At 61.7% G+C, this 20945-nt stretch carries 17 protein-coding genes and 1 tRNA gene; 13 read left to right on the top strand and 5 right to left on the bottom strand.

Translation table 11 applies throughout. The annotated features are described in order from the left end of the window. Window positions 1-34 precede the first annotated feature (34 nt). The 6 genes from OGM60_06430 (at window position 35) to OGM60_06405 (ending at window position 6554) form a co-directional block, all read left to right on the top strand. On the top strand, window positions 35-1606 hold the full coding sequence (locus OGM60_06430; GenBank protein UYI98529.1) for an L-lactate permease: 1572 nt from the start codon (window positions 35-37) through the stop codon (window positions 1604-1606). A gap of 275 nt (window positions 1607-1881) precedes the next feature. After that, a complete protein-coding gene (pckA, locus tag OGM60_06425) occupies window positions 1882-3552 on the top strand; it encodes a phosphoenolpyruvate carboxykinase (ATP) (GenBank protein UYI98528.1) in 1671 nt (556 codons plus the stop codon). A gap of 227 nt (window positions 3553-3779) precedes the next feature. Further along, a complete protein-coding gene (locus OGM60_06420; protein UYI98527.1) occupies window positions 3780-4499 on the top strand; it encodes a phenylalanine--tRNA ligase beta subunit-related protein in 720 nt (239 codons plus the stop codon). Window positions 4500-4672: 173 nt separating this feature from the next. After that, window positions 4673-5122 carry a MarR family transcriptional regulator gene (locus OGM60_06415; protein UYI98526.1) on the top strand — a complete coding sequence of 150 codons (450 nt, stop codon included), beginning with the start codon at window positions 4673-4675 and terminating at the stop codon, window positions 5120-5122. A gap of 119 nt (window positions 5123-5241) precedes the next feature. Next, window positions 5242-6096 (top strand): DegV family protein, encoded by an 855-nt coding sequence (locus tag OGM60_06410; GenBank protein ID UYI98525.1) that lies wholly within the window; start codon window positions 5242-5244, stop codon window positions 6094-6096. A 137-nt stretch (window positions 6097-6233) separates the two neighbouring features. After that, window positions 6234-6554: an MGMT family protein gene (locus OGM60_06405; GenBank protein ID UYI98524.1), complete on the top strand. Its 321-nt coding sequence runs from the start codon at window positions 6234-6236 to the stop codon at window positions 6552-6554. A gap of 393 nt (window positions 6555-6947) precedes the next feature. Here OGM60_06405 and trpS read toward each other — a convergent pair whose 3' ends face one another. Beyond that, a complete protein-coding gene (trpS, locus tag OGM60_06400; GenBank protein UYI98523.1) occupies window positions 6948-7997 on the bottom strand; it encodes a tryptophan--tRNA ligase in 1050 nt (349 codons plus the stop codon). A gap of 159 nt (window positions 7998-8156) precedes the next feature. Next, the gene (locus OGM60_06395) at window positions 8157-9356 is read right to left on the bottom strand and encodes an undecaprenyl/decaprenyl-phosphate alpha-N-acetylglucosaminyl 1-phosphate transferase (protein UYI98522.1); all 1200 of its coding nucleotides are present in this window, start codon (window positions 9354-9356) and stop codon (window positions 8157-8159) included. 527 nt (window positions 9357-9883) lie between these two features. Between OGM60_06395 and OGM60_06390 the strand changes: the two genes are divergently transcribed. The 5 genes from OGM60_06390 (at window position 9884) to proB (ending at window position 14354) form a co-directional block, all read left to right on the top strand. Next, window positions 9884-10822 (top strand): radical SAM protein, encoded by a 939-nt coding sequence (locus tag OGM60_06390; protein ID UYI98521.1) that lies wholly within the window; start codon window positions 9884-9886, stop codon window positions 10820-10822. 151 nt (window positions 10823-10973) lie between these two features. Then, window positions 10974-11046, top strand: a tRNA-Ala gene (locus OGM60_06385). 65 nt (window positions 11047-11111) lie between these two features. Continuing rightward, window positions 11112-11570 carry a hypothetical protein gene (locus tag OGM60_06380; GenBank protein ID UYI98520.1) on the top strand — a complete coding sequence of 153 codons (459 nt, stop codon included), beginning with the start codon at window positions 11112-11114 and terminating at the stop codon, window positions 11568-11570. Between the two features lie 82 nt (window positions 11571-11652). Continuing rightward, complete coding sequence (locus tag OGM60_06375; protein UYI98519.1) at window positions 11653-13158, top strand: nicotinate phosphoribosyltransferase; 1506 nt, start codon at window positions 11653-11655, stop codon at window positions 13156-13158. A gap of 68 nt (window positions 13159-13226) precedes the next feature. Next, entirely contained in the window at window positions 13227-14354 is a 1128-nt protein-coding gene (gene proB, locus OGM60_06370) for a glutamate 5-kinase (GenBank protein UYI98518.1), read from the top strand. A 287-nt stretch (window positions 14355-14641) separates the two neighbouring features. On the opposite strand, the gene OGM60_06365 is transcribed toward proB, so the two are convergent. Further along, the gene (locus tag OGM60_06365) at window positions 14642-16060 is read right to left on the bottom strand and encodes an alpha/beta hydrolase (protein ID UYI98517.1); all 1419 of its coding nucleotides are present in this window, start codon (window positions 16058-16060) and stop codon (window positions 14642-14644) included. A 113-nt stretch (window positions 16061-16173) separates the two neighbouring features. On the opposite strand from OGM60_06365, the gene OGM60_06360 reads away from it, so the two are divergent. Further along, the gene (locus OGM60_06360; protein ID UYI98516.1) at window positions 16174-17460 is read left to right on the top strand and encodes a glutamate-5-semialdehyde dehydrogenase; all 1287 of its coding nucleotides are present in this window, start codon (window positions 16174-16176) and stop codon (window positions 17458-17460) included. Window positions 17461-17531: 71 nt separating this feature from the next. On the opposite strand, the gene OGM60_06355 is transcribed toward OGM60_06360, so the two are convergent. Then, complete coding sequence (locus OGM60_06355; protein ID UYI98515.1) at window positions 17532-18131, bottom strand: HD family phosphohydrolase; 600 nt, start codon at window positions 18129-18131, stop codon at window positions 17532-17534. A 116-nt stretch (window positions 18132-18247) separates the two neighbouring features. After that, window positions 18248-18733 (bottom strand): CarD family transcriptional regulator, encoded by a 486-nt coding sequence (locus tag OGM60_06350; GenBank protein ID UYI98514.1) that lies wholly within the window; start codon window positions 18731-18733, stop codon window positions 18248-18250. 342 nt (window positions 18734-19075) lie between these two features. Between OGM60_06350 and argS the strand changes: the two genes are divergently transcribed. Beyond that, entirely contained in the window at window positions 19076-20929 is a 1854-nt protein-coding gene (argS, locus tag OGM60_06345; GenBank protein UYI98513.1) for an arginine--tRNA ligase, read from the top strand. The last annotated feature ends 16 nt before the right edge of the window (window positions 20930-20945 follow it).

Raw genomic sequence — 20945 nt, 5'->3', positions numbered from 1 at the left:
ATGCCGCCCTCGCGGTACCAAGGAGCTTTTACCCATGGACGTCGCCGCATTTTTGCTGGCTCTTGTGCCTATCATCTGGCTTGTCGTGATGCTGCTGTGCTTTAAATGGCCGGCCTGGAAAGCCGCGATTGGTTCGTTTGTTCTTTCGTGCGTGCTCGCCTTTGCGTGGTGGCATTTGCCGGTGGCGCAGATAGCCACGGCCTCGCTCGAGGGCTTTTTGATGGCGCTGTGGCCCATCGTGTTGGTGATTATCGCCGCCGTCTTTACGTATAACCTCTGCGTTCGCACGGGCGCCATGGACGTGATCGGCAGCATGATCACCTCCATCAGCAGCGATCGCCGTCTGCTGGCGCTGCTCGTGGCGTGGTGCTTCGGCGGCTTTATGGAGGGCATGGCTGGCTTTGGTACCGCTGTCGCCATTCCCGCCGGCATGCTCGCGGGCCTTGGTTTTGAGGCCGTGCCTGCCGTGCTGATCTGCCTGCTGGCCAACGGCGTGCCCACGCCCTACGGCTCCATCGGCATCCCCACGGTGTCCGTTGCCGACCTGGTGGGTCTGGATTCCCTGCACCTGGCGACCGTTCAGCTGGTGCAGCTCGCACCGTTCTTTGTGGTGATGCCGCTGCTCATCGTGTTGGTTGCGGGCCGCGTGACCGACGATCAAGGCGATGTTGCGAGCGTAGGCGAGCGCCTGCACGGCGTGGCCGGTATCGCGCTGCTCTCTGGCGCGTCCTTTGTCGGCGCTGCCCTGGTCGTCGCTATGTTTGTGGGCCCCGAGCTTGCCGTGGTCGTGGGCTCCATCGTGTCGCTCGCGCTGACCGCCGCGCTTGCCATGCGCGCCGAGAAGTCCGGTCACCTGGACGCGCGCTTTCACATGAATATCGAGGCCGGTGAGCAGCTCACCGCTAAGTCGGCGCTTTCTGCCTGGTCGTGTTTCATCCTGATTTTTGTACTGCTGTTGGGTACGTCCAACCTGGTGCCCGCCGTGCATGCCGCGCTTGCGCCCTTTGCGAGTCACGTGCAGGTGTATTGCGGCGAGAACCCCGGCACGCTCACGTTTTCGTGGATTAACACGCCGGGTGTTTGGATCTTCCTGGCCGCGTTTATCGGCGGCGCCATTCAGGGGGCTTCGCCGCGCATGATGGGCGAGGTGCTGGCCGCGACTGTGAAGCAGATGATGCCGACGGTAATCACGATGCTTTCGGTGCTGGGCTGTGCCAAGGTGATGGGCTATGCGGGCATGATCTCTTCGATCAGTGCGTTCTGCATTGCCGTCGCCGGTGGTCTGTACCCGATTCTGGCCCCGTGGATCGGTGCCGTCGGTGCGTTCGTGACCGGTTCGGGCACATCGTCGGGCATGCTGTTTGGTCCCATTCAGAGCCAGGCCGCTTCGGCGCTGGGCGTGAGCGACTACTGGATGGTTGCGTTGAACGCCCTGGGTGTCGCCGCCGGTAAGATGGTCTCGCCGCAGACGCTCGCGATTGGCCTCGCTGCCGTGCACGTGCGCGGTAAGGACGCCGAGCTCCTGGGCGCAGTGCTGCCCTACGCCGCCGGCATGCTGATCCTCATGAGCGTCATCGCCATGCTCGGCCAAGGCCTGCCGCTGTAGTCGGCACTTTGGGAACGTCCCTAAGTGCCGGCATCTAGGGACACTCCTTGGTTGTTGCCTGTTTAAGAGTGTCCCCAACGACTGGTCCATAAGTGTCCCCAACGATTAGTCGATTAAGAACGTCCCCAATGACCAGGCCGCTTGCCTGTGATTTTTGACCGTTGGGCGGGCGCTTCGCCGTTGCCGCAAAAACGTTTTTGCATATCGGGTACAACGGGCTTTACGTGAGTAAAGTGCGCGCTGCGTCCGCGTGTCGCGTTTTTAAAGGAGGCCCCATGCCTGGTGTTACCCCTGCAGAAGTTCTGTCCAACTTTGGTATTACGCTGGTCGAAGATCCCGCCGATAATCAGCCCCGCCTGCTGGTTGATCTACCCGCCGCGGAGCTCGTCGAGTACGCTATCCGCCGCGAAGAAGGCCGCATGGCATCCAACGGCGCGCTGGTGATCGAGACGGGGGAGCGCACCGGCCGTTCACCCAACGATCGTTTTATCGTTGACACCCCCGATGTTCACGACAAGATCGCCTGGGGCGCCGTCAACCGACCGCTTTCGATTGAGAGCTACGAGACCATCAAGGCCGGTATCGTCGACTACCTCAACGAGCGCGACGTGTTTGTCACGCGCGGCATGGCGGGCGCCGACCGCAACCACACGCGTCGCCTGCTCGTCGCCTGCGAGCGTGCCAGCCAGGCGCTCTTTATTAAGCAAATGCTCGCTCGTCCGCTTGCCCGCGAAATTGCGCGCACCGGCGAGCCGGACTTTTGCGTGCTCGCGGCACCTGGCTACCAGTGCGACCCCGCCATCAAGGGCCTCAACTCCAGCGCTGCCGTGGTCATCAACTTCCAGGAGCGCGTGATTCTGGTTGCCGGCACCGGTTACTCCGGCGAAATCAAAAAGTCCATCTTCAGCGTTATGAACTACCTGCTGCCTGTCGAGGACGACGTGCTGCCCATGCACTGCTCGGCCAGCATGGATCCCGTCACGCATGAGACCGCGGTGTTCTTTGGCCTCTCCGGCACGGGTAAGACCACGCTTTCGGCCAACCCCACGCGCCTGCTGATCGGCGACGACGAGCACGGCTGGTCCGACATGGGCATCTTTAACGTCGAGGGCGGCTGCTACGCCAAGTGCGAGGGCTTGGATGCGTTCCACGAGCCCGAGATCTTCAACGCTGTTCGCTTTGGCGCCATCTGCGAAAACGTGGTGCTCGATGAGAATCGCAAGCCTAACTATGATGACATCTCGATCACGCACAATACGCGCGTGGCCTATCCCGTCGAGCACATTCCCAACGCGTGGACCAAGGGCATGGGCACCACCCCGAGCGTTGTGCTGTTTTTGACATGTGATGCCTTTGGCGTGCTGCCGCCCATCTCGCGCCTGACGGCCGACGCCGCCATGTATCACTTTGTGACGGGCTTTACGGCCAAGATCCCCGGCACCGAGGTCGGCGTCACCGAGCCCACGCCCACGTTCTCCTCGCTGTTCGGAGAGCCGTTTATGCCGCTCGACCCCATGGTCTATGCCAAGATGCTCGGTGAGCGTATCGCCGACGGTCGCACGCGCGTCTATCTGGTCAACACCGGCTGGATTGGCGGCGGTTATGGCGTGGGCCATCGCATCGAGCTTGCCTACACGCGCGCCCTGGTGGCCCGCGCCCTCGACGGTACCATCGAGGACAGCGAGTTTGTGCACGACGATATTTTTAACGTTGACATTCCCACTACGTGCCACGGTGTGCCCGATGGCATCCTGGTGCCGCGCCAGTACTGGCAGAGCACCGCTCGCTACGACGAGGCAGCGCACAACCTGGCGGTGATGTTTGAGGAGAACTTCGAGAAGAAGTACTCGCACCTGCCCGAGTCCGTCAAGGCCGCCGGCCCGCACGCTCAAGTGCCCGCCGACGCCCGTCATCGCGGCCGCGGCCTGCTGGGACTCCGCCGCTAGCGTCGCCTCAGACCCAAAACCACCATAAAGGGGACAGGCACCTTTGTGGTGGTTTTGCTCGCGCGGATGACTCGGGTTACAATACGCCTGACATCTCGCCCCCTTCTCCGGATGGGGGCAGCGTAAGCGCTCTTGTGGCGGCACCGTAGGACTTTGAAGGTGGCCGTCGTAAGGGCGCTTTTTGTTTGGGTGCCCTCGCTCGGGCGCGAATCGTGAAGGGAGCATGTATGAAGAGCTTTATTGCCGAGGATTCATTTTGGGAGCTGTTTCCTCAGGCGGCGGTCGGTGTTGTGGTCGTGGAGGGTATGAAGCCCGCGGCCCAGATACCTCAAGAGGATGTGGACGCGATAGCGGCGCTGCTCGACCGTGCCAATATCGATGCGGAGCGTCATCTGACCAGCGATACAATCAGCGAGAACGCACCGGTCAAGGCATGGCGCGAGGCCTATCGTCTGTTCAAGACCAAAAAGGGCGCGCGCTGTTCAATCGAGAACCTGCTCAAGCGTGTGCTCAAGGGCAAGCCGGTGGGCCACATTACGCCCGCGGTGGATATCTATAACACGGTGTCGCTGTCCTATGCACTGCCCGTGGGAGGCGAGGATCTGCATGCGATTGAGGGGGACCTTCGCCTGAAGGTGACCGACGGCGGGGATGCGTTCCTGCCGCTTGGCGAGGAAGCGGACGACCCGACGCTGCCCGGCGAGCTCGCCTACATTGACGATGCGGGCGCCGTGTGCCGCTGCTGGAACTGGCGCGACGGCGTTCGAACGGCTCTATCCGACGATTCGGCCGACGCATTCCTGGCGATTGAGTGCGTAGAGCCCGAGCGAATGGGGGACTGCCAGGCCGCCATCGACCGTCTTGCCGATCTGCTCGAGCGCTATCTGGGAGCGACGGTTGTCGTTAAGACGCTTGTGACCCGCGACAATCCCCGCGTGGAGCTGTAGCAACTTCTGCAAATCATACTCGCCGGTCAAAACCACCACAAAGGTGCCTGTCCCCTTTGTGGTGGTTTTTATGTTGATGAGTTAACAAATAGGGCGTGCGGGGCTTGCGGTCGCTGGGTACGGCTAAGATGTTTACCCGTTAGCATTATGCAAGCGAAAGGCGGTCGTCTCCCATGCAACAGAGCGACGAGACACGTTTCGAGGACTTTGTCGGACTGATCAGTGGACTCTACAAGGAGATCCAGCGCATTAAGACATCTGAGGGCGCAAGGCTGGGCCTTAAGGGCTCCGACATCATGTGCCTGTACTATCTTGAGCGCAGCAAGGACGGCCTGACTGGTGCCGACCTCGCCCGCATGGCTGGCGTGACCCGCGCTGCCGTCTCGCGCACGCTGGCGCATCTGGAGGAGGGCGGCTACGTCGAAGTCGACGATTCGGGCGATGCCGCCGTTAAGTATCGCGCCCCGGTTCGCCTGACCACGTTGGGCGGCGAGAGCATGAACGAGGCCGATTGCATTATTCGTGAAGTGCTCGACACCACCGGCAAGGCCATGGGCGTGGAGCAGCGTGAGCAGATGTATGCGTCGCTGCGTACGATTCTCAACACCTTGCGCGAGCTGTAGGGCCGCCTAGGCATTTGCTTCCCATTAACAACTGCATCGTCCCGTTTGAGCGCGTATACCGTGCCGGGGCATTGCTGTCAAAATTCCCTGCGCGGGACCTGCGCAAGAAAGGATTCGCTATGTCCGTCCGCATTATTACCGATTCCGCAAGCGATATGTCGCCGGCCGAGCACCCGGCACTGGACGTTTTGCCGCTGTCCGTCACCTTTGGCACCGATGTGTACATGGATGGCGTCGACATCGATCACCAGCGCTTTTACGAGATGCTCGTGGAGCGCGATGAGCTGCCCAAGACCGGCCAGGTCAACCCGTACGCGTTCTCGCAGGCTATCGCCGAGATTCGCGAAGCCGGCGATGAGGCTGTGATTATTACCGTGGGCGCTAAGCTGTCGGGCACCAATCAGAGCGCCCGTACCGCACTAGCCGAGGCGCCGGGCGGCGATGTGTACGTGGTTGATAGCAACAACGTCACCCTGGGTGAACGCATTCTGGTTGAGTATGCGCTGCGCTTGGTGGACGAGGGCCGTAGCGCGGCCCAGATCGCGGCGGCGGTCGAGGCCGTGCGCGACCGCGTGGTGGTTATCGGCCTGCTCGAGACGCTGGAGTACCTGGTGCGCGGCGGTCGCCTGTCTGCTGCTGCCGGCGCCGTGGGTACGCTGCTCAACGTAAAGCCCGTGGTAGCTGCCGAGGACGGTCTGATTGTGCAGCTGGGAAAGGCGCGCGGTTCCAAGAACGGCCGCAACCTGCTGAACCAAAAGGTCGAAAAGGCGGGCGGCATCGACTTTTCCATGCCGCTGGCGCTCGGCTATACGGGCCTTTCGGATGCGGTGCTCAAGAAGTATATCGAGGACAGCGCGGCACTGTGGGCTGGCCACACCGAGGGCGAGCTGCCCGTTCACACCATCGGTGCCACCATCGGTACCCACGTAGGCCCCGGTGCCGTAGCCGTAGCCTTCTTCCAGCCCGCCAACTAACCAACCTGCCAACAAATGATCCCTTGGGGACGGAGGAAAACGGATCATCGACCGCACGGAGGCCGCGAATGATCCGTTTTCCTCCGTCCCCAAGGGATCATTTCTTTATGCTGTTAATGTGGAGAAGAGAGCGAGCGATGGCGTCTGAGGGCTTTTTTGAACGGGTGTACGAGGTGGTCGAGCAGATCCCCGAAGGGATGGTCGCCACGTATGGTCAGGTGGCGCTGCTTGCCGGTCGTCCACGAAGTGCGCGGTACGTGGGGTATGCCCTGCACAGCAATCCGCGCCCCGGCGAGATACCCTGCCATCGCGTGGTGTTTGCCGACGGGCGCATATGCGAGGGTTTTGCTTTTGGCGGTCCCGATGCTCAACGTGAGCTTTTGCTAGGGGAGGGCGTGACGTTTGTCGACCCCATGCACGTCGATCTGGGCGCCTGTCGCTGGCCCGCCGGACTCTAACAGATCTGCCGTGGCCAAAACTACCACAAAGGTGCCTGTCCCCTTTGCGGCGGTTTTCCGTTGTAGGTTTACCGGGGCTAACTTATGGAGAACGTATGACGGCGCGGTTTGAGGCTACAAAGTAAACCACGGTGAACTATATTGTTTTCAGCAACGGAGCAGGCAATAGGCGATGAAAAAGCCTGCCCTGTTGAGTTTGATTCGCATTCCTCCCCTCTGTGCGATTCAACGGTGTACTTCGGGAACGGGCCCGCTGGCAACTGACTGTCGGCGGGCCCGTTCCTGTTTGTCGGGGGGAGTGCAATGGGCGGGGCCAAGCCGGTCAGGCACAAAAAGGGCGGACGCCGTAGCGCCCGCCCTATAGCAATCGGAAGTTCAAGTCAGCAGATCGGTCTAGTACACCATGCCCATGGCGTCCTGAACCTCGGCAAGGGTCTGCTCGGCGATCTCATTGGCGCGGCGGTTACCCTCGTGCAGGACGTCCTTAACGTAATCCAGGTCGTTCTCGTAGCGCTGGCGACGCTCGCGGATCGGCGCGAAGTACTCGTTGACGGCCTCGGTTACGTACTTCTTGAGCTGGCCGGAGCCGCCCATGCCAATCTCCTCGGCAATTTCGACCTCGGAACGACCGGTGCAGATGGCGGCCGTCGAAAGCAGGCCGGACACGCCGGGGCGGTTCTCGGGATCAAACGTGATCATGCGCTCGGAGTCGGTCTGGCTCTTCTTGATGCGCTTGGCCGTCTCCTCGGCGGTCATCGAGATGTTGATGGCGTTGCCGTAGCTCTTGCTCATCTTGCGACCATCCAGACCGGGCAGCAGCGGGGTCTCGGACAGCAGCGCGTCGACCTCGGGGAACACCTTACCGTAGCGGTTGTTAAAGCGGCGGGCGATGGTGCGGGTGAGCTCGATGTGCGGCAGCTGGTCGCGACCGACGGGTACCACATTGCCCTTGCAGAACAGGATGTCGCAGGCTTGGTGCACCGGGTAGGTGAGCAGAAGGCCGGTGAGCTCGTGGCCCGAGGCCTCCATCTCGGCCTTGACGGTGGGGTTGCGCGCGAGCTCGGCCTCGGAGACCAGCGATAGGAACGGCAGCATGAGCTGGTTGGCGGCGGGCACGGCGGAGTGCGCGTAGATCATGGTCCTGTCGGGGTCGATGCCGCAGGCAAGGTAGTCCATGACCATGTTGTACACGTTGTCCTGGATGTGCTCGGTGGTGTCGCGGTCGGTGATGACCTGGTAGTCGGCGATGAGCACGTTGGTCTTGGCGCCCATGTTCTGCAGCTCCACGCGGCCCTTGAGGGTGCCAAAGTAGTGGCCCAGGTGCAGGCGGCCGGTGGGGCGGTCGCCGGTAAGCATGGTGAACTTCTCGGGCGTCTTGGCCAGGCCCTCGCGAATGGCGTTGCTCTTTTGCAGCGCGACTTCGTAGCTGTTCTCGTTTGGCATGATTGCTCCTAACGTATGTTCATGGGTCAAGATGATAACGCGTTTATTGCAGGGGCGAGACGTAAGAAAGCGAGGGGCGGGAGAGGGGCGGCTTGTGCGATGGGTGCGGCGCGGCTGCGCTTGGCCAGCGGCACCTGGGCACATCCTCGGCAGCTTATCCTAGAGCTTGTGGTGGCGCTCTTCTTTACGTTCCTCGGCTGCCAGCTCCTCCTGTTTAAAGGCGGGGTCGTCGGGGGTTACCAGCTCGTCTTCGTGCGTGCGCTTGTTGTAATGGTGGCGCAGCACGGGCTCAAACAGATGCAGGCGCTTGGCGAAGACCGCCGAGCCAATGGCGAGCACGGTAAAGATGAGCACGCGCATGGGGACCTCGACCTGATTGATGGCGGCGGCGCCGGCCGAAAGCATAATGCACCAGGCGTAGATGAGCAGTACGGCCTGCTTTTGGTTGTAGCCCTCTTGAATGAGGCGGTGGTGGATGTGGCCCTTGTCGGCCTGCCCGATGCTAATGTGGGCGCGCTTGCGGCGCACGATGGCGCTAAACGTGTCGATGATGGGCACGCCGGCCACGATGAGCGGGATGATGAGCGAGGTGAGCGCGGCGGTGCGGCTCACGTTGAGCAGCGAGATGGAACCCAGCGCAAAGCCCAGAAGCAGCGATCCCGAGTCGCCCAAGAAAATGCTCGCGGGGTTGAAGTTATAGCGCAAGAAGGCGAGGCACGAGCCAAAGAGCGCGATGGAGAGCGCGGCGGCGTCGATGCGGCCCGAGAGCACCGCGACCGAAAACATGGTGAACGACGCGATACCGCAGATACCCGTGGCCAGACCGTCGAGGCCGTCGATAAGGTTGATGATGTTGGTGAACGCCACCAGGTAGACCACAGTGATGGGGTAGGCGAGCCAGCCGAGCATGATCTCGCCGGGAGCAAACGGGTTGACGATGACGCCGATGCGCAGGCCGCCCACGCAGGCGATGAGCGCGGCGAGGACCTGGCCGGCGAGCTTTTGCTTGGGCTTGAGCTGGAAGACGTCGTCGATCGCGCCGGTCGCAAAGATGACGGTAAAAGAAAGCGCAAGTATGGGGTAGCTGATGTGCAGACGGGGGTGGGGCACCAAAGCGGGCGGCCAGCCCAGGTACCAGGTGCCTAGGATCTGAACAATGCAGGCGACGACGAGGCCCAAAAAGACTGCCGTGCCACCCATGCGCGGGATGGGTTTAGTGTTGATGCGGCGCTTGGAAGGATAATCGACGGCGTCGAGCTTGATTGCCAGGCGCTTGACCAGGGGCACCGCAAGGAAGGTCGTGATAAAAGCCGCGACCGCCACGCAAAGGTACGGTATGAAGCTCGTGGAGGAAGCCATGAATCGATAAACCGCCAAGCGTCGAAGGAAAAGGTCAAAGGATGCCATGCCGCAAAGGGTATAGCTGACCCATGATACTCGACCAAGGAGGGTGTGAGGAATTGCACGGGGCGATAATCACGCGCTTACCAGATATTCGAGTGATAGTGGGGCTCTGCCTGGTGCCTTTTGGGAATCATGGCGGGATTTGCAATGGCGATTTTCGGCAAAAGAAAACCACCCCCCACGTTACGAAAATGAACCCACCTAAAACAGGTGGGTGCCCTCATCGACTGTTCCAGCGTCCTTAACAACGAAGGATACCTGTACTAGGTACGACTGTGTGGGCTCCCTAAATAAACGCGACGGTTCACCCAGTTGCTCCGCGGGGGGCGGAATACCTACATCATAAAGCGGCACTTTGTGGATTCCAGTCTTGACATTACAAAAATCGTGTCGGACGATTACGGCGCCTTGGGCTCGAGCCGTCTGTGCGGTTGGCCCTTTTGCGTTTGAGCTGCTGAATCGTTGTTTTGGAGCATGTTTTTATGCCGACGTCGTTGACCGAACTTTTTTCGCCCGCCTGCCATTTGTGTCCGCGCCGCTGCGGTGCGGCGCGCGATGAGGGCGCGCACGGCGTATGCGGTGCTAACGACACGCTCAAGGTGGCCCGCGCCGCGCTTCATATGTGGGAGGAGCCGCCTATCTCGGGCGAGGCCGGTTCGGGCACAATCTTCTTTAGCGGCTGCTCGCTCAAATGCGTCTATTGTCAGAACCACGAGATCTCGACGGGCAATTTTGGGCTTGAGATTTCGCCCGAGCGTCTGGTCGAGATTATGTTGGAGCTGCAGGACCAGGGTGCGAACAATATTAATCTGGTGACGGCGACACACTACGCGCACCTGCTGCCTGCTGCGATTGCCGCGGCACGGGCGCGCGGGCTGGCCATCCCAATCGTCTACAACACGAGCGGTTATGAGCGTGCGAGTGCCGTGTCGGCGCTCGGCGATCTGGTCGATGTGTGGCTTACCGACTTTAAATATGCCGATGCGGCGCTTGCGCAGTCACTGTCTCATATTCAGGACTACCCGCGCGTGGCCGTGTCGGGCTTAGCGCAAATGGCGCGCGAGATTGAGCGCCGCGGGGGAGAGCTGGTGGACGAGGACGGGCTCATGAAGCGCGGCATGATCGTGCGCCATCTGGTACTGCCGGGACATGCAGACGATTCGTGTCGCGTGCTGGACCTGGTGTGGCAGACGGTGGGCGATGTGCCGATTTCGGTCATGAACCAGTACACGCCCAATGCGCTCATGCGCGAGCAGGGCGGCGACCTGGCGCGTGCTGTGACGCGCGAGGAGTACGAGCAGGTGCTCGACCATGCCGATGACCTGGGTTTTACGACGATGTTCTGGCAAGAGGGCGGCGCGGTAGACGAGAGCTTTACCCCGGCCTTCGACACCACCGGTGTCCTCACCAGCGCAAAGTAGCGCGTTCACCGATGATTTTTCTGGGACGGGGATTAAAAAATCATTGAGAGGATTGCCTGCTCGAAAAGTAGTCAAAATGGCTCCGTCCCAAAAAGACTGGGTATTGGGCGTTGACAGTTGGCGAGCCGTAGGTAAAATAACAACTTGTCCTGGGGACGTAGCTCAGTTGGGAGAGCGCTGCCGTCGCATGGCAGAGGCCGAGGGTTCGACTCCCTTCGTCTCCACCCTTGGATTTGATAAGCCGCTGACATTGTGTCGGCGGCTTTTTTTAAAAAGAAAGGGCGGTACTATGGCCGAGCTTGAGTTCCAACCATTGTCCGACGAGGAGCGCGCCGAGTTGGAAGAGCTCCGCGCCGAGAAGGCCCGCCGCGAGGCTCAGGAAGAGGCTCGTCGCGAGCGTGAGGAGCTGGCTGCCCTGCGTGCCGAGCGCGCAAAGGCCGAGGAAGCCGCCACGAGGGCCGCATCCGAGCGCAAGCCCGCGCCCGCGCCCAAGCCCGCCACTGCGAAGCCTGCGCCTGCCACACCCAAACCTCAACCTAAAAAGGTGGCTCATCCCAAGCCCGCCGAGCCCAAGCCGAGCCGTGACGAGATGACCTTTGCCCAGCGCATGGTCACCTCCAAGGAGCCTACGGGTGAGAATGAGATCCCCGGCATGGCTCCGGCTCAAAAAATCATCATTGTGCTCGCCCTCATCGCGTTTATCGTCTTTATGGTCTACACGATCACGGGCAGCATGGGCCTGCACTAACCTGTTCGTGCCGGGCTCCATGCCCGCACGTCCGCCTCGTCCAACCCTCAACTTCTGCACAACGCATCCGAAAGGTCGCCCCATGGCTTTGACCGACATCTCGCATCCCACCGACATCGCAATGCTCACCGATCTGTACGAGCTCACTATGGCCCAGGGCCTGTGGGAGAGCGGCAAGGCCAATGAGCAGGGTTGTTTTACCGCGTTTTACCGCGACCATCCCTTTGGTAGCGCCTACGCCGTCATGTGCGGCACCGCCGAGCTGCCTGAGCTGGTCGAGAACCTGCGCTTTACGCCCGAGGATATCGACTACCTCGCCTCGCTCCAGGCCCCGGCCGGCGGCGCGATGTTCAAGCCTGGATTTCTCGACTACCTGCGCGTTTTTCGTGCGCATGTAAATATCGATGCCGTCCCTGAGGGCGAGCTCGTCTTTCCGCGCGAGCCCATGGTGCGCGTCACCGGCCCCGCGCTGGAGTGCCAGCTGCTCGAGACAGCGCTGCTCAACATCGTCGGCTTCCAGACACTTGTCGCCACCAAGACGGCGCGCGTGGTGTTGGCGGCGGACGGTCGTCCCGTGGCCGAGTTTGGTCTGCGCCGCGCCCAGGGTCCCGATGGCGGCCTGGCCGTCGCGCGCGCGAGCTATGTGGCCGGCTGTTCCTCTACGTCCAATGTGCTCGCCGGTCGCCGCTACGGTATTCCCGTCTTTGGCACGCATGCGCACAGCTGGGTGATGAGCTTCGATTCCGAGCTCGAGGCCTTCCGCGCCTTTGCCAAGTCGAGCCCCAAGAACTGTACGCTGCTCATCGACACCTACGATGTGCGTGAGGGCTGCGAGCATGCCATTACGGTTGCCAAGGAGATGGAGGCGGTGGGCGAGCGCCTGTCGGCTATTCGCATTGACTCGGGCGACCTCGCCAAGCTCTCCAAGTATGTGCGCGGCCGTTTTGATGCCGAGGGCCTGCCCTATGTGGGGATCTCGGTTTCCAACGATCTTGACGAGTACACGATTCAGTCACTGCTCGACCAGGGTGCGCCTATCGATAGCTTTGGCGTGGGCACCAAGCTCGCGACCTGCTATGACCAGCCGGCGCTGGGCGGCGTGTACAAGCTTTCCGCCCGCCGTGCGAGCGAGACTGACCCGTGGACGCCGGTGGTCAAGCTCTCCGAGCAGCCCTACAAGCGCACGATCCCGGGCGTGCAGCGCGTGCGCCGCTATTACGACGGCTTTGGCGGCCCGATCTGCGACATGATCTATGACGAGGATCATCTGGCGGGGGAGGGCGCCGCGCGTGGCAATACCCTCGTGGCCGTGAACGATGCCGCCCTGGTGACCGACGTTTCCGAGCTTGAGTATCGCGAGCTGCTGGCGCCGATCGTGCGCGATGGCAGTGCCGTTGCCCCGCGCGAGAGCATTGAGGACGCACGCGAGCGTTGCACCTGGGCACTGGACCATCTGGATCCGGTCTACAAGCGCTTCCTGTACCCGCAGACTTATGTGGTGGGCATGGAGCAGGGCCTGGCACAGGTGCGCGACGAGCTCGTGCGCAAGAACATGGCCGCGGCTTCGGCCTTCCCCTGGGCAAAATGATCCGAAGGGGACGGAGGAAAACGGATCATTTTCTCGCCCGCCTGCTCAACATTCGATTGGTTTGACGTATGACGACTTATTATAAAACGATGGTGGTAAAGATCGGTTCGTCCACGGTGGTGGGTGCCGACGGCAAGGTCAACCGCGCCTTTATCGGCGGGCTTGCCGACCAGGCCGCAGCCCTGCGCAAGCTCGGCTGGCGTCTGGTCGTGGTGAGCTCGGGCGCTATCGCCTGTGGCTATCCCGTGCTGGGCTTCGACCGCAAGCCGGTCGGCGACCTGCCGAGCCTGCAGGCCTGCGCCTCGGCCGGTCAGTGTATCATCTCGTCGGCCTACGACGAGGAGTTTCATGCGCGCGACCTGCTCACCTCGCTCGTGCTGCTCACACGCCACGACACGGCCCGCCGCACATCCTACCTGCATGCGCGCGACGCCCTGCTGCGCCTTGTGGAGCTTGACGTGGTGCCGGTCGTCAACGAGAACGATACCGTTACCGTCGATGAGATCAAGTTTGGCGACAACGACACGCTGGCGGCGCTTGTGAGCTGCCTGGTTTCTGCCGATCTGTGCGTGACGCTCTCGGACATCGATGGCCTCTATACCGCCAATCCGCATGAGGACCCCACGGCCGAGTTTGTCCCGGTCGTGCATAAGATCGATGCCAAGATCATCGCCTCGGCGGGCGATTCTTCCACATCGGTGGGCACGGGCGGCATGATTACCAAGATCCGCGCGAGCCGCATTCTGATGACGGCGGGCATTCAGAGCGTGATATGCTCGGGCGAGGAGCCCGATGCGCTCGTGCGCCTCGCTCGCGGCGAGAGTGTGGGCACGCTGTTCGATCCGCCGGCGGAGCGTCTGGACATTGCGCCCCGCAAGCTGTGGATCGCGCTGGGCGACAAGGCGCATGGCTCGGTGACGGTCGATGACGGCGCCGCGAAGGCGCTGGTCAGCCGTGGCTCGTCCTTGCTCGCGGTGGGTATTCGCGAGGTCGATGGCACGTTTGCCGAGGGCGATGTGCTCGATGTGTGCGACCCGAGCGGTATGGTTGTCGCGCGTGGTATTGCCGAGGCCGATTCGGACGTGCTGGAGCTTGCAGCCGGACGCCGCCAGGACCAGATTGCCGGCAACCGCCTGCTGGCAGACCTGGCCGAGAAGCCCGCGATTCATCGAGATAATTTAATCGTCTTCGCCTAACGGGTCGACGCTGCGCGCCGCCCAGAGCGACAATTTGTCATTCAAAAGGTGAGGCATGACCATCAGGTCTTCGCCTAACCAATTGACGCTGCAAACGCCCCTAAGCGGCAATCTGACGTTCAATCGTCGGGCATGACCAAAAGGTCAATGCTCTCCTCTTTCACGTCACCTTGCTCGCTTAGGGGCGTTTTCGCTTTCCGTCCTCTTCCTGCGGCATCGTCATTGCCGGTACTTGTCCGGCACCTGGGGACGTTCCTTTTGTGCCGGCAGTTGGGGACACTCCTTTGCTAGAAGATTCGGCGCAGGTCTCCGCGGTTGAGGGCTTCGTCGAAGAGGTGCTTGAACACCGCGCTGCCGTGCAGGCCATCGTGCTCAAACTCGTTGGTCACCCAGGCATGCGAGTTGCCAATGCGGCTGAGCGTATCGAGCTGCAGGCCCGAATCCACGTACATGTCGTCGAAGTACACCGCAGCCTGGAGTGGTACTTCGTTGCAGGCCAGGCGCTGCGGGTCGTAGATCTTGTCCCAGCTGGTGTCCTCCATCAGCAGATCCATGCCGGGCTTGAAGGGCTTGAGCTCGGGCATCTGCTCAAACATCCACGGGAACATGGCCTCGCCGGTAAACATGAGCGGGCGCGCGAGCGTGTCGAACTCGGCGCGATGGGCCTTCTCTTCTGCCGCGGCCCAGCGGATGGGCATGGTGTCGCCATCGGCGTAGATGAACTCCTGCAGCGTCCAGTACAGCGGGTTTGTACGCGTGTTGGTGCGCTCGAAGGCGCGCATCAAAAAGCTGTCGGATACCGAGGAACCGCAGCTCAGCGTACCGTCGCCATCAACAAACGCGTGGTCGATAATCCAGTGCATGCGCTCAAAGCTCGGCTTCATGCCAAAGTCGCTGCCCATGAGCTGCAGGCGCTCTACCGTCATCGGCGAGCTGTCGGGCAGTGCGGGCTTTTGCTCCTCGAGGGCATCTGCCAGGGCCGCCACGCGTTCGACGTCGGCGGGGTAGCGGTTGTAATACTGCTGGGTCTTGGCCGCCATGCGCGGGAAGGTGTGCGCGTAGACCTCGCTGGCGCTCGCCGGCACGTGCGGAATGCCGCCGCAGGTAAAGCTTGCCGTTACGCCCTCGGGGAAAAGCGATAGATAGCTCAACGTCAAAAAGCCGCCGTAGCTCTGCCCGAGTGTGACCCAGGGCTTGCCGCCAAAACCCACCAGGCGCAGGTACTCAAAATCGCGCACGATGGAGCTGGCGAGGTGGCGTTTGAGAAAGTCCGCCTGTGAGCGGGCCGCATCGGCTCCTGCTGCCTCGGCACGATCGCCCAAGGCGGCAATCGTGCGCCCGTCTACACAGCTGCTGCGTCCGGTACCGCGCTGGTCGGGCAGGACGACGCGGAAGTGCTTGACGGCCTCCTCGATCCAGCCATCGCTTGTGGGCGACAGCGGACGCGGGCTCTCGCCGCCGGGGCCGCCCTGCAAAAAGAGGAGGAGCGGCAAGTCGTCGTTAATGCGGTCGGGCGCGCAAACCACGCGGTAGAAGAGCTTGATGCTTTCGGGTGCACCGGCGATGGGCGCCGGCATTGCGCCGCGGCGCATGGAGCTGCCGACGGCCAAAAGCATGGGCTCCAGGCCGCGCCAGTCGAGGGGGACGTCGATGCTGTGGTCCTCGACGTAGAGGCCGGGGACGTGGTACGAAGTGATGAGCGCCATGTGATGCTTCCATTCGTTGCGGTGTTTCGGGTTGACCAATTCTACCGCCGTCGGCGAGGATGCGTGCAAATCGGCTACCATGGTTGGCAAACATCTAAGAGAAAGGGCCGTCCATGTCGGTCGATATAGCCACGTATGTCCACGATCTTGCCGTCGAGGCCAAGGCCGCTTCGGGCGCGCTTGCCACGGCGAGTGACGTCCAACGCCAGGAGGCCGTGCGCGCCATGGCCGCGGCGCTTCGCGATGGCGCCGATTCCATCATTGCCGCCAACGAGCTCGATATGGCCGCCGCGCGCGATGCGGGCATCTCGGCGGGGCTTCTCGACCGCCTGCTGTTAACGCCCGAGCGCGTCGAGGGAATGGCCGCCGGTTTGGAGAAGCTCGCCGAGTTGCCCGATCCCGTCGGTCGCGTGCTCGACCACCGCGTGCTTGCAAGCGGCGTGGACCTGACCCGCGTGAGCGTGCCGCTGGGTCTGGTTGCCATGGTTTACGAGGCGCGCCCCAACGTGACGGCCGACGCCGCGGGCATCTGCATCCGCACCGGCAACGCCTGCATTCTGCGCGGCGGTTCGCTGGCGTATCACTCGTGCGCCATGATTGCCGAGCTGCTGGCCGATGCGCTTGAGGCCCAGGGTTTCCCGCGCGAAGCCGTCTCGATGATCGAGTCTACCGACCGCGAGGCAACCGGCGAGCTCATGAAGCTTCGTGGCATCGTCGATGTGCTCATTCCGCGTGGCGGTGCGGGCCTGATCCAGCGCTGCGTGCGCGAGTCGCTCGTTCCGGTTATCGAGACGGGCACGGGTAACTGCCACATCTACGTGCATGAATCCGCCGACTTTGACAAGGCGCTCAACATTATCGTCAATGCCAAGACCCAGCGCGTGGGTGTGTGTAATGCCGCCGAGTCGCTGCTGCTCGACCGCGCCGTGGCAGATTCGTTTTTGCCGGCGGCCGTGGCCGTGCTGCACGACCACGGTGTGCTGATTCACGGTGACGAGGCCACGTGCGCCGTATGCGCCGATGCCGGTCTTGCCGAGGGCGACGACTATGTTGCCGCGACTGAGGAGGACTGGGGCCGCGAGTATCTGGCGCTCGAGATGAGCGTGAAGGTCGTGGCGAACGAGGACGAGGCCATCGCGCACATCAACCGCTATGGCACCATGCATTCCGAGGCCATCGTTGCCGAGGACGTGGACGCTTGCGAGCGCTTCCTGGATGAGATCGATGCCTCGGCCGTGTATGCCAACGCCAGCACGCGCTTTACCGACGGCGGCGAGTTTGGCCTGGGCGCCGAGATTGGCATCTCGACCCAAAAACTCCATGCCCGCGGCCCCTTTGCCGCCGAGGCCCTCACCACCTATAAATACAAGCTCCGCGGCACCGGTCAGGTCCGCCCCTAGACCTCTCGTAAACGAAAAACCACCACAAAGGTGCCTGTCCCCTTTGTGGTGGTTATAGGTGGCGTGGGCGGTTAGGCCTGGGAGGTATCGCGATCGGGCGCGAAGGACTGCATGGCCGCGATGGTACGGTCGAAGAGCTCGGGGAGCTCCCAACCCAGCATCTCAGCGCCCTGCGAAATCACGTCGCGCGAGCAGCCGGCGGCAAAGCGCTTGTCCTTGAACTTTTTCTTGAGCGACTTAGTCGTAAAGTCCATGACGCTCTTGCTCGGACGCATGATCACGGCAGCACCGATCAGGCCGGTGAGCTCGTCGCAGGCAAACAAGATCTTTTCCATCTGCAGCTCGGGCTTGGGCAGTGAGGTATTGAAATCGGACGTGTGCGTCTGAATAGCGCGAATGAGTTCGGGAGAGGCGCCCTCGCCCTCGAGGATCTCGGCCGCATAGATGGTGTGGTTCATGGGGTCGTCCTCATGTTCCTCCCAATCCAGGTCGTGTAGCAGGCCGACGATGCCCCAAAACTCCTCGTTCTCGGGGTCGAACTCGCGCGCAAAGTAGCGCATGGTGCCCTCGACCGTTTCGCCGTGGGTGATGTGGAACGGGTCTTTGTTGTGCTCGTTGAGCAATTCGAACGCACGGTCGCGGGTGATTCCGGCGGAAAGCAGCTCTGCCATAAAAGACTCCTTGTGTTCGTAGGTATCGCTAAGAATGAATACTACTAGAACGACTAGAACGAAAAAACCACCACAAAGGTGCCTGTCCCCTTTGTGGTGGTTTTGGCGTGGGCAGGTTAGTTGAGGGCGGCTTGGGCTAGGCGGGCTTCGGCGGCCTCTTCGGTGACGCCCAGGGCCACGGCGAACTCCTCGATGGAGCGGCGCTTGGCTTCCTTGAGTACGCGCATGTAGTAGGAGCTGGGCTTTTTATCTGCTTCCTCGGCCTGGCGAATACGGTGCATCATGGTTTTTGCCACGCGAACCGTCTCGGGCGCGCCCAGCTTGAGCTGCTGCTTAAAGTGCGTCTCCTCGAGCGAGCTATTGCGCTCGGTAAAGGTGTCGCACTCCAGCTCATCGTAGTGGCTCAGCAGGTGCTCTGCATCTTGCTGGGAGATAGCGGCATGCAGACGGTCGGCCTGCGCCACGGGGTACATGAGAATCGTCTGCGCATGTCCCTGTTTGGTCTCGAGCAACAACATGGGCTGCGGTGTGTCGTCCCTAAAGCCGACGACGGTGCAGACTCCCTGACCCGGATGAATGACGTGTTGACCGATTGAGAACATGCTACCTCCAACTTATACGAATTTACGTATGTTAAGAATACCACGCTGACGTGCGCAAACCATCACTTTATGCAGGAAAAGCACACAACTCCGATAGGTAAGAGTATTCGATAACAGACGCAGCTCATTCACACCTTTATGCATTTTCAACGCCTGCATAATCTGCAGGCAGACCGGCATCTTTGAGTGACTCCATACAAGCGGTAGTCATTTTTGTGCATATGCAATATCTATTAGCTTTACCCTGCGACAGTAGTTACCGCTTGTGATAGAGTGCTACAAACTCTGGCTTTTGCCCTACGAGTGATCAAGAGCTCGGGGGCTTTAACACAAGGAGGATCTATGCCCGAGAAGATTGAAGAGCTGGTACGCGCTGCGCTTGCTGCGGCCCAGGAGGCCGGCGACCTTTCCGCATTTGAACTTGACGATTGCGCTATCGAGCGACCGGCTGATACTTCTCATGGCGAGTGGACCTCCACCATGGCCCTGAAGTCCGCCAAGCTGGCTCACTGCGCCCCGCGCAAGATCGCCGAGGCCGTCGTCGCCCATATGCCCGAGGACCCCGCAATCGAGAAGGTCGAGATCGCCGGTCCTGGCTTCATCAACTTCTACCTCTCCGTCGCCGTCAAGAACGCCATCTTTGGCGAGGTCCGCGAGAAGGGTATGGACTTCGCTAAGTCCAACGTCGGTGGCGGCCTGAAGACCCAGGTCGAGTTCGTCTCCGCTAACCCCGTCGGCCCCATGCACATCGGTCATGGTCGCTGGGCCGCTCTGGGCGACTCCCTTTGTCGTGTGATGGACCACGCCGGTTACGACATCCAGCGTGAGTTCTACATCAACGACCACGGCTCTCAGATGAACACCTTCGGTAACTCCATCAGTACGCGCTATATGCAGCTTGCCGACATCATCGCCAAGCAGGGCGTGGATATCGACGAGGCTCACAAGCTTCTGATCGCCGACCGCGATGCCTTTGTTGCCGACGAGAGCGACGAGCATCCCGAGACCCATCCGTATCAGGACAACTTTGCCGAGACTCTGGGCAAGGACTCCTACGGCGGCGACTACATCATCGACGAGGCTGCCGAGTTCTGGCGCACCGACGGCGATAAGTGGGTCAACGCCGATCCGCAGGAGCGCATGGAGAGCTTCCGTGAGCGCGGCTACGTAAAGATGGTCGACAACATGCGCGACCTTTGCCACGCCGTTAACTGCGACTTTGATCGTTGGTTCTCCGAGCGCTCTCTGTACGTGAAGGACACCGAGGGCGAGACCGCCGGCACCTCCGCCGTCGACCGCGCTTTTGAGAAGCTCGACAAGATGGGCTATCTCTACACCAAGGACGGTGCCCTGTGGTTCCGCTCCACCGACCTGGGCGATGACAAGGACCGCGTCCTGATCAAGTCCGATGGCGAGTACACCTACTTCGCCTCCGATGTTGCCTATCACTGGGATAAGTTCCAGCGCGTCGACCACGTCATCGATATCTGGGGCGCCGACCACCACGGCTACATCGAGCGCGTCCGCTGCGTCTGCGATGCTCTCGGTTACCCCGGCAAGTTCGAGGTTCTGCTGGGCCAGCTCGTCAACCTGCTACGCAACGGCAAGCCCGTCCGTATGTCCAAGCGCAAGGGCACCATGGTGACCCTGCAGGAGCTCGTCGACGAGGTCGGCTCCGACGCCGCTCGCTACACGCTCATCTCCAAGAGCTCCAACCAGATGGTCGACTTCGATATCGAGGCCGTCAAGAAGCGCGACAACTCCAACCCGGTGTACTACGTGCAGTACGCTCACGCCCGCGTGTGCTCCATCCTGCGTCGTGCCGCAGACGTTACCGCCGAGCAGGCCGCTGAGATGGGCATGAAGGCCGTCGCCGAGAAGGCCATCGGCGAGAACGTCGATTACTCGCTGCTGACCGACCCGACCGAGCTTGCCCTTTCGCGTAAGCTCAACGAGCTCACCGACCTCATCGGTAGCTGCGCTCGCGATCGCGCCCCGTTCCGCCTGACGCACTTTGCCGAGGAGCTCGCCGGCGACTTCCACAGCTTCTACGCTGCCTGCCAGGTTCTGCCGAGCGAGGGCCGTCCCGTCGACCCCGAGCTCTCGCGCGCCCGTCTGGCCGCTTGCGACGCCGTCCGCGTGACGCTCGCCCTGGTGCTTACCCTCGTTGGCGTTTCTGCTCCCGAGCAGATGTAAGCGCTGGTCGTTTGAC

Source organism: Coriobacteriaceae bacterium, assembly GCA_025757745.1.
Taxonomy (GTDB): Bacteria; Actinomycetota; Coriobacteriia; order Coriobacteriales; family Coriobacteriaceae; genus Collinsella.
The sequence above is the reverse complement of the archived record's forward strand: the minus strand, read 5'-3'. Positions and strand labels throughout refer to the sequence as shown.

Bases quoted from the DNA above. Each gene is read 5' to 3' on its own strand.
- OGM60_06410 (UYI98525.1), top strand. From the start codon at position 5,242: ATGTCCGTCCGCATTATTACCGATTCCGCAAGCGATATGTCGCCGGCC.
- pckA (UYI98528.1), top strand. From the start codon at position 1,882: ATGCCTGGTGTTACCCCTGCAGAAGTTCTGTCCAACTTTGGTATTACG.
- OGM60_06350 (UYI98514.1), bottom strand. From the start codon at position 18,733: ATGTTCTCAATCGGTCAACACGTCATTCATCCGGGTCAGGGAGTCTGC.
- OGM60_06375 (UYI98519.1), top strand. From the start codon at position 11,653: ATGGCTTTGACCGACATCTCGCATCCCACCGACATCGCAATGCTCACC.
- trpS (UYI98523.1), bottom strand. From the start codon at position 7,997: ATGCCAAACGAGAACAGCTACGAAGTCGCGCTGCAAAAGAGCAACGCC.
- OGM60_06420 (UYI98527.1), top strand. From the start codon at position 3,780: ATGAAGAGCTTTATTGCCGAGGATTCATTTTGGGAGCTGTTTCCTCAG.
- OGM60_06365 (UYI98517.1), bottom strand. From the start codon at position 16,060: ATGGCGCTCATCACTTCGTACCACGTCCCCGGCCTCTACGTCGAGGAC.
- OGM60_06395 (UYI98522.1), bottom strand. From the start codon at position 9,356: ATGGCTTCCTCCACGAGCTTCATACCGTACCTTTGCGTGGCGGTCGCG.
- argS (UYI98513.1), top strand. From the start codon at position 19,076: ATGCCCGAGAAGATTGAAGAGCTGGTACGCGCTGCGCTTGCTGCGGCC.
- OGM60_06360 (UYI98516.1), top strand. From the start codon at position 16,174: ATGTCGGTCGATATAGCCACGTATGTCCACGATCTTGCCGTCGAGGCC.
- OGM60_06355 (UYI98515.1), bottom strand. From the start codon at position 18,131: ATGGCAGAGCTGCTTTCCGCCGGAATCACCCGCGACCGTGCGTTCGAA.
- OGM60_06380 (UYI98520.1), top strand. From the start codon at position 11,112: ATGGCCGAGCTTGAGTTCCAACCATTGTCCGACGAGGAGCGCGCCGAG.
- proB (UYI98518.1), top strand. From the start codon at position 13,227: ATGACGACTTATTATAAAACGATGGTGGTAAAGATCGGTTCGTCCACG.
- OGM60_06390 (UYI98521.1), top strand. From the start codon at position 9,884: ATGCCGACGTCGTTGACCGAACTTTTTTCGCCCGCCTGCCATTTGTGT.
- OGM60_06415 (UYI98526.1), top strand. From the start codon at position 4,673: ATGCAACAGAGCGACGAGACACGTTTCGAGGACTTTGTCGGACTGATC.
- OGM60_06405 (UYI98524.1), top strand. From the start codon at position 6,234: ATGGCGTCTGAGGGCTTTTTTGAACGGGTGTACGAGGTGGTCGAGCAG.
- OGM60_06430 (UYI98529.1), top strand. From the start codon at position 35: ATGGACGTCGCCGCATTTTTGCTGGCTCTTGTGCCTATCATCTGGCTT.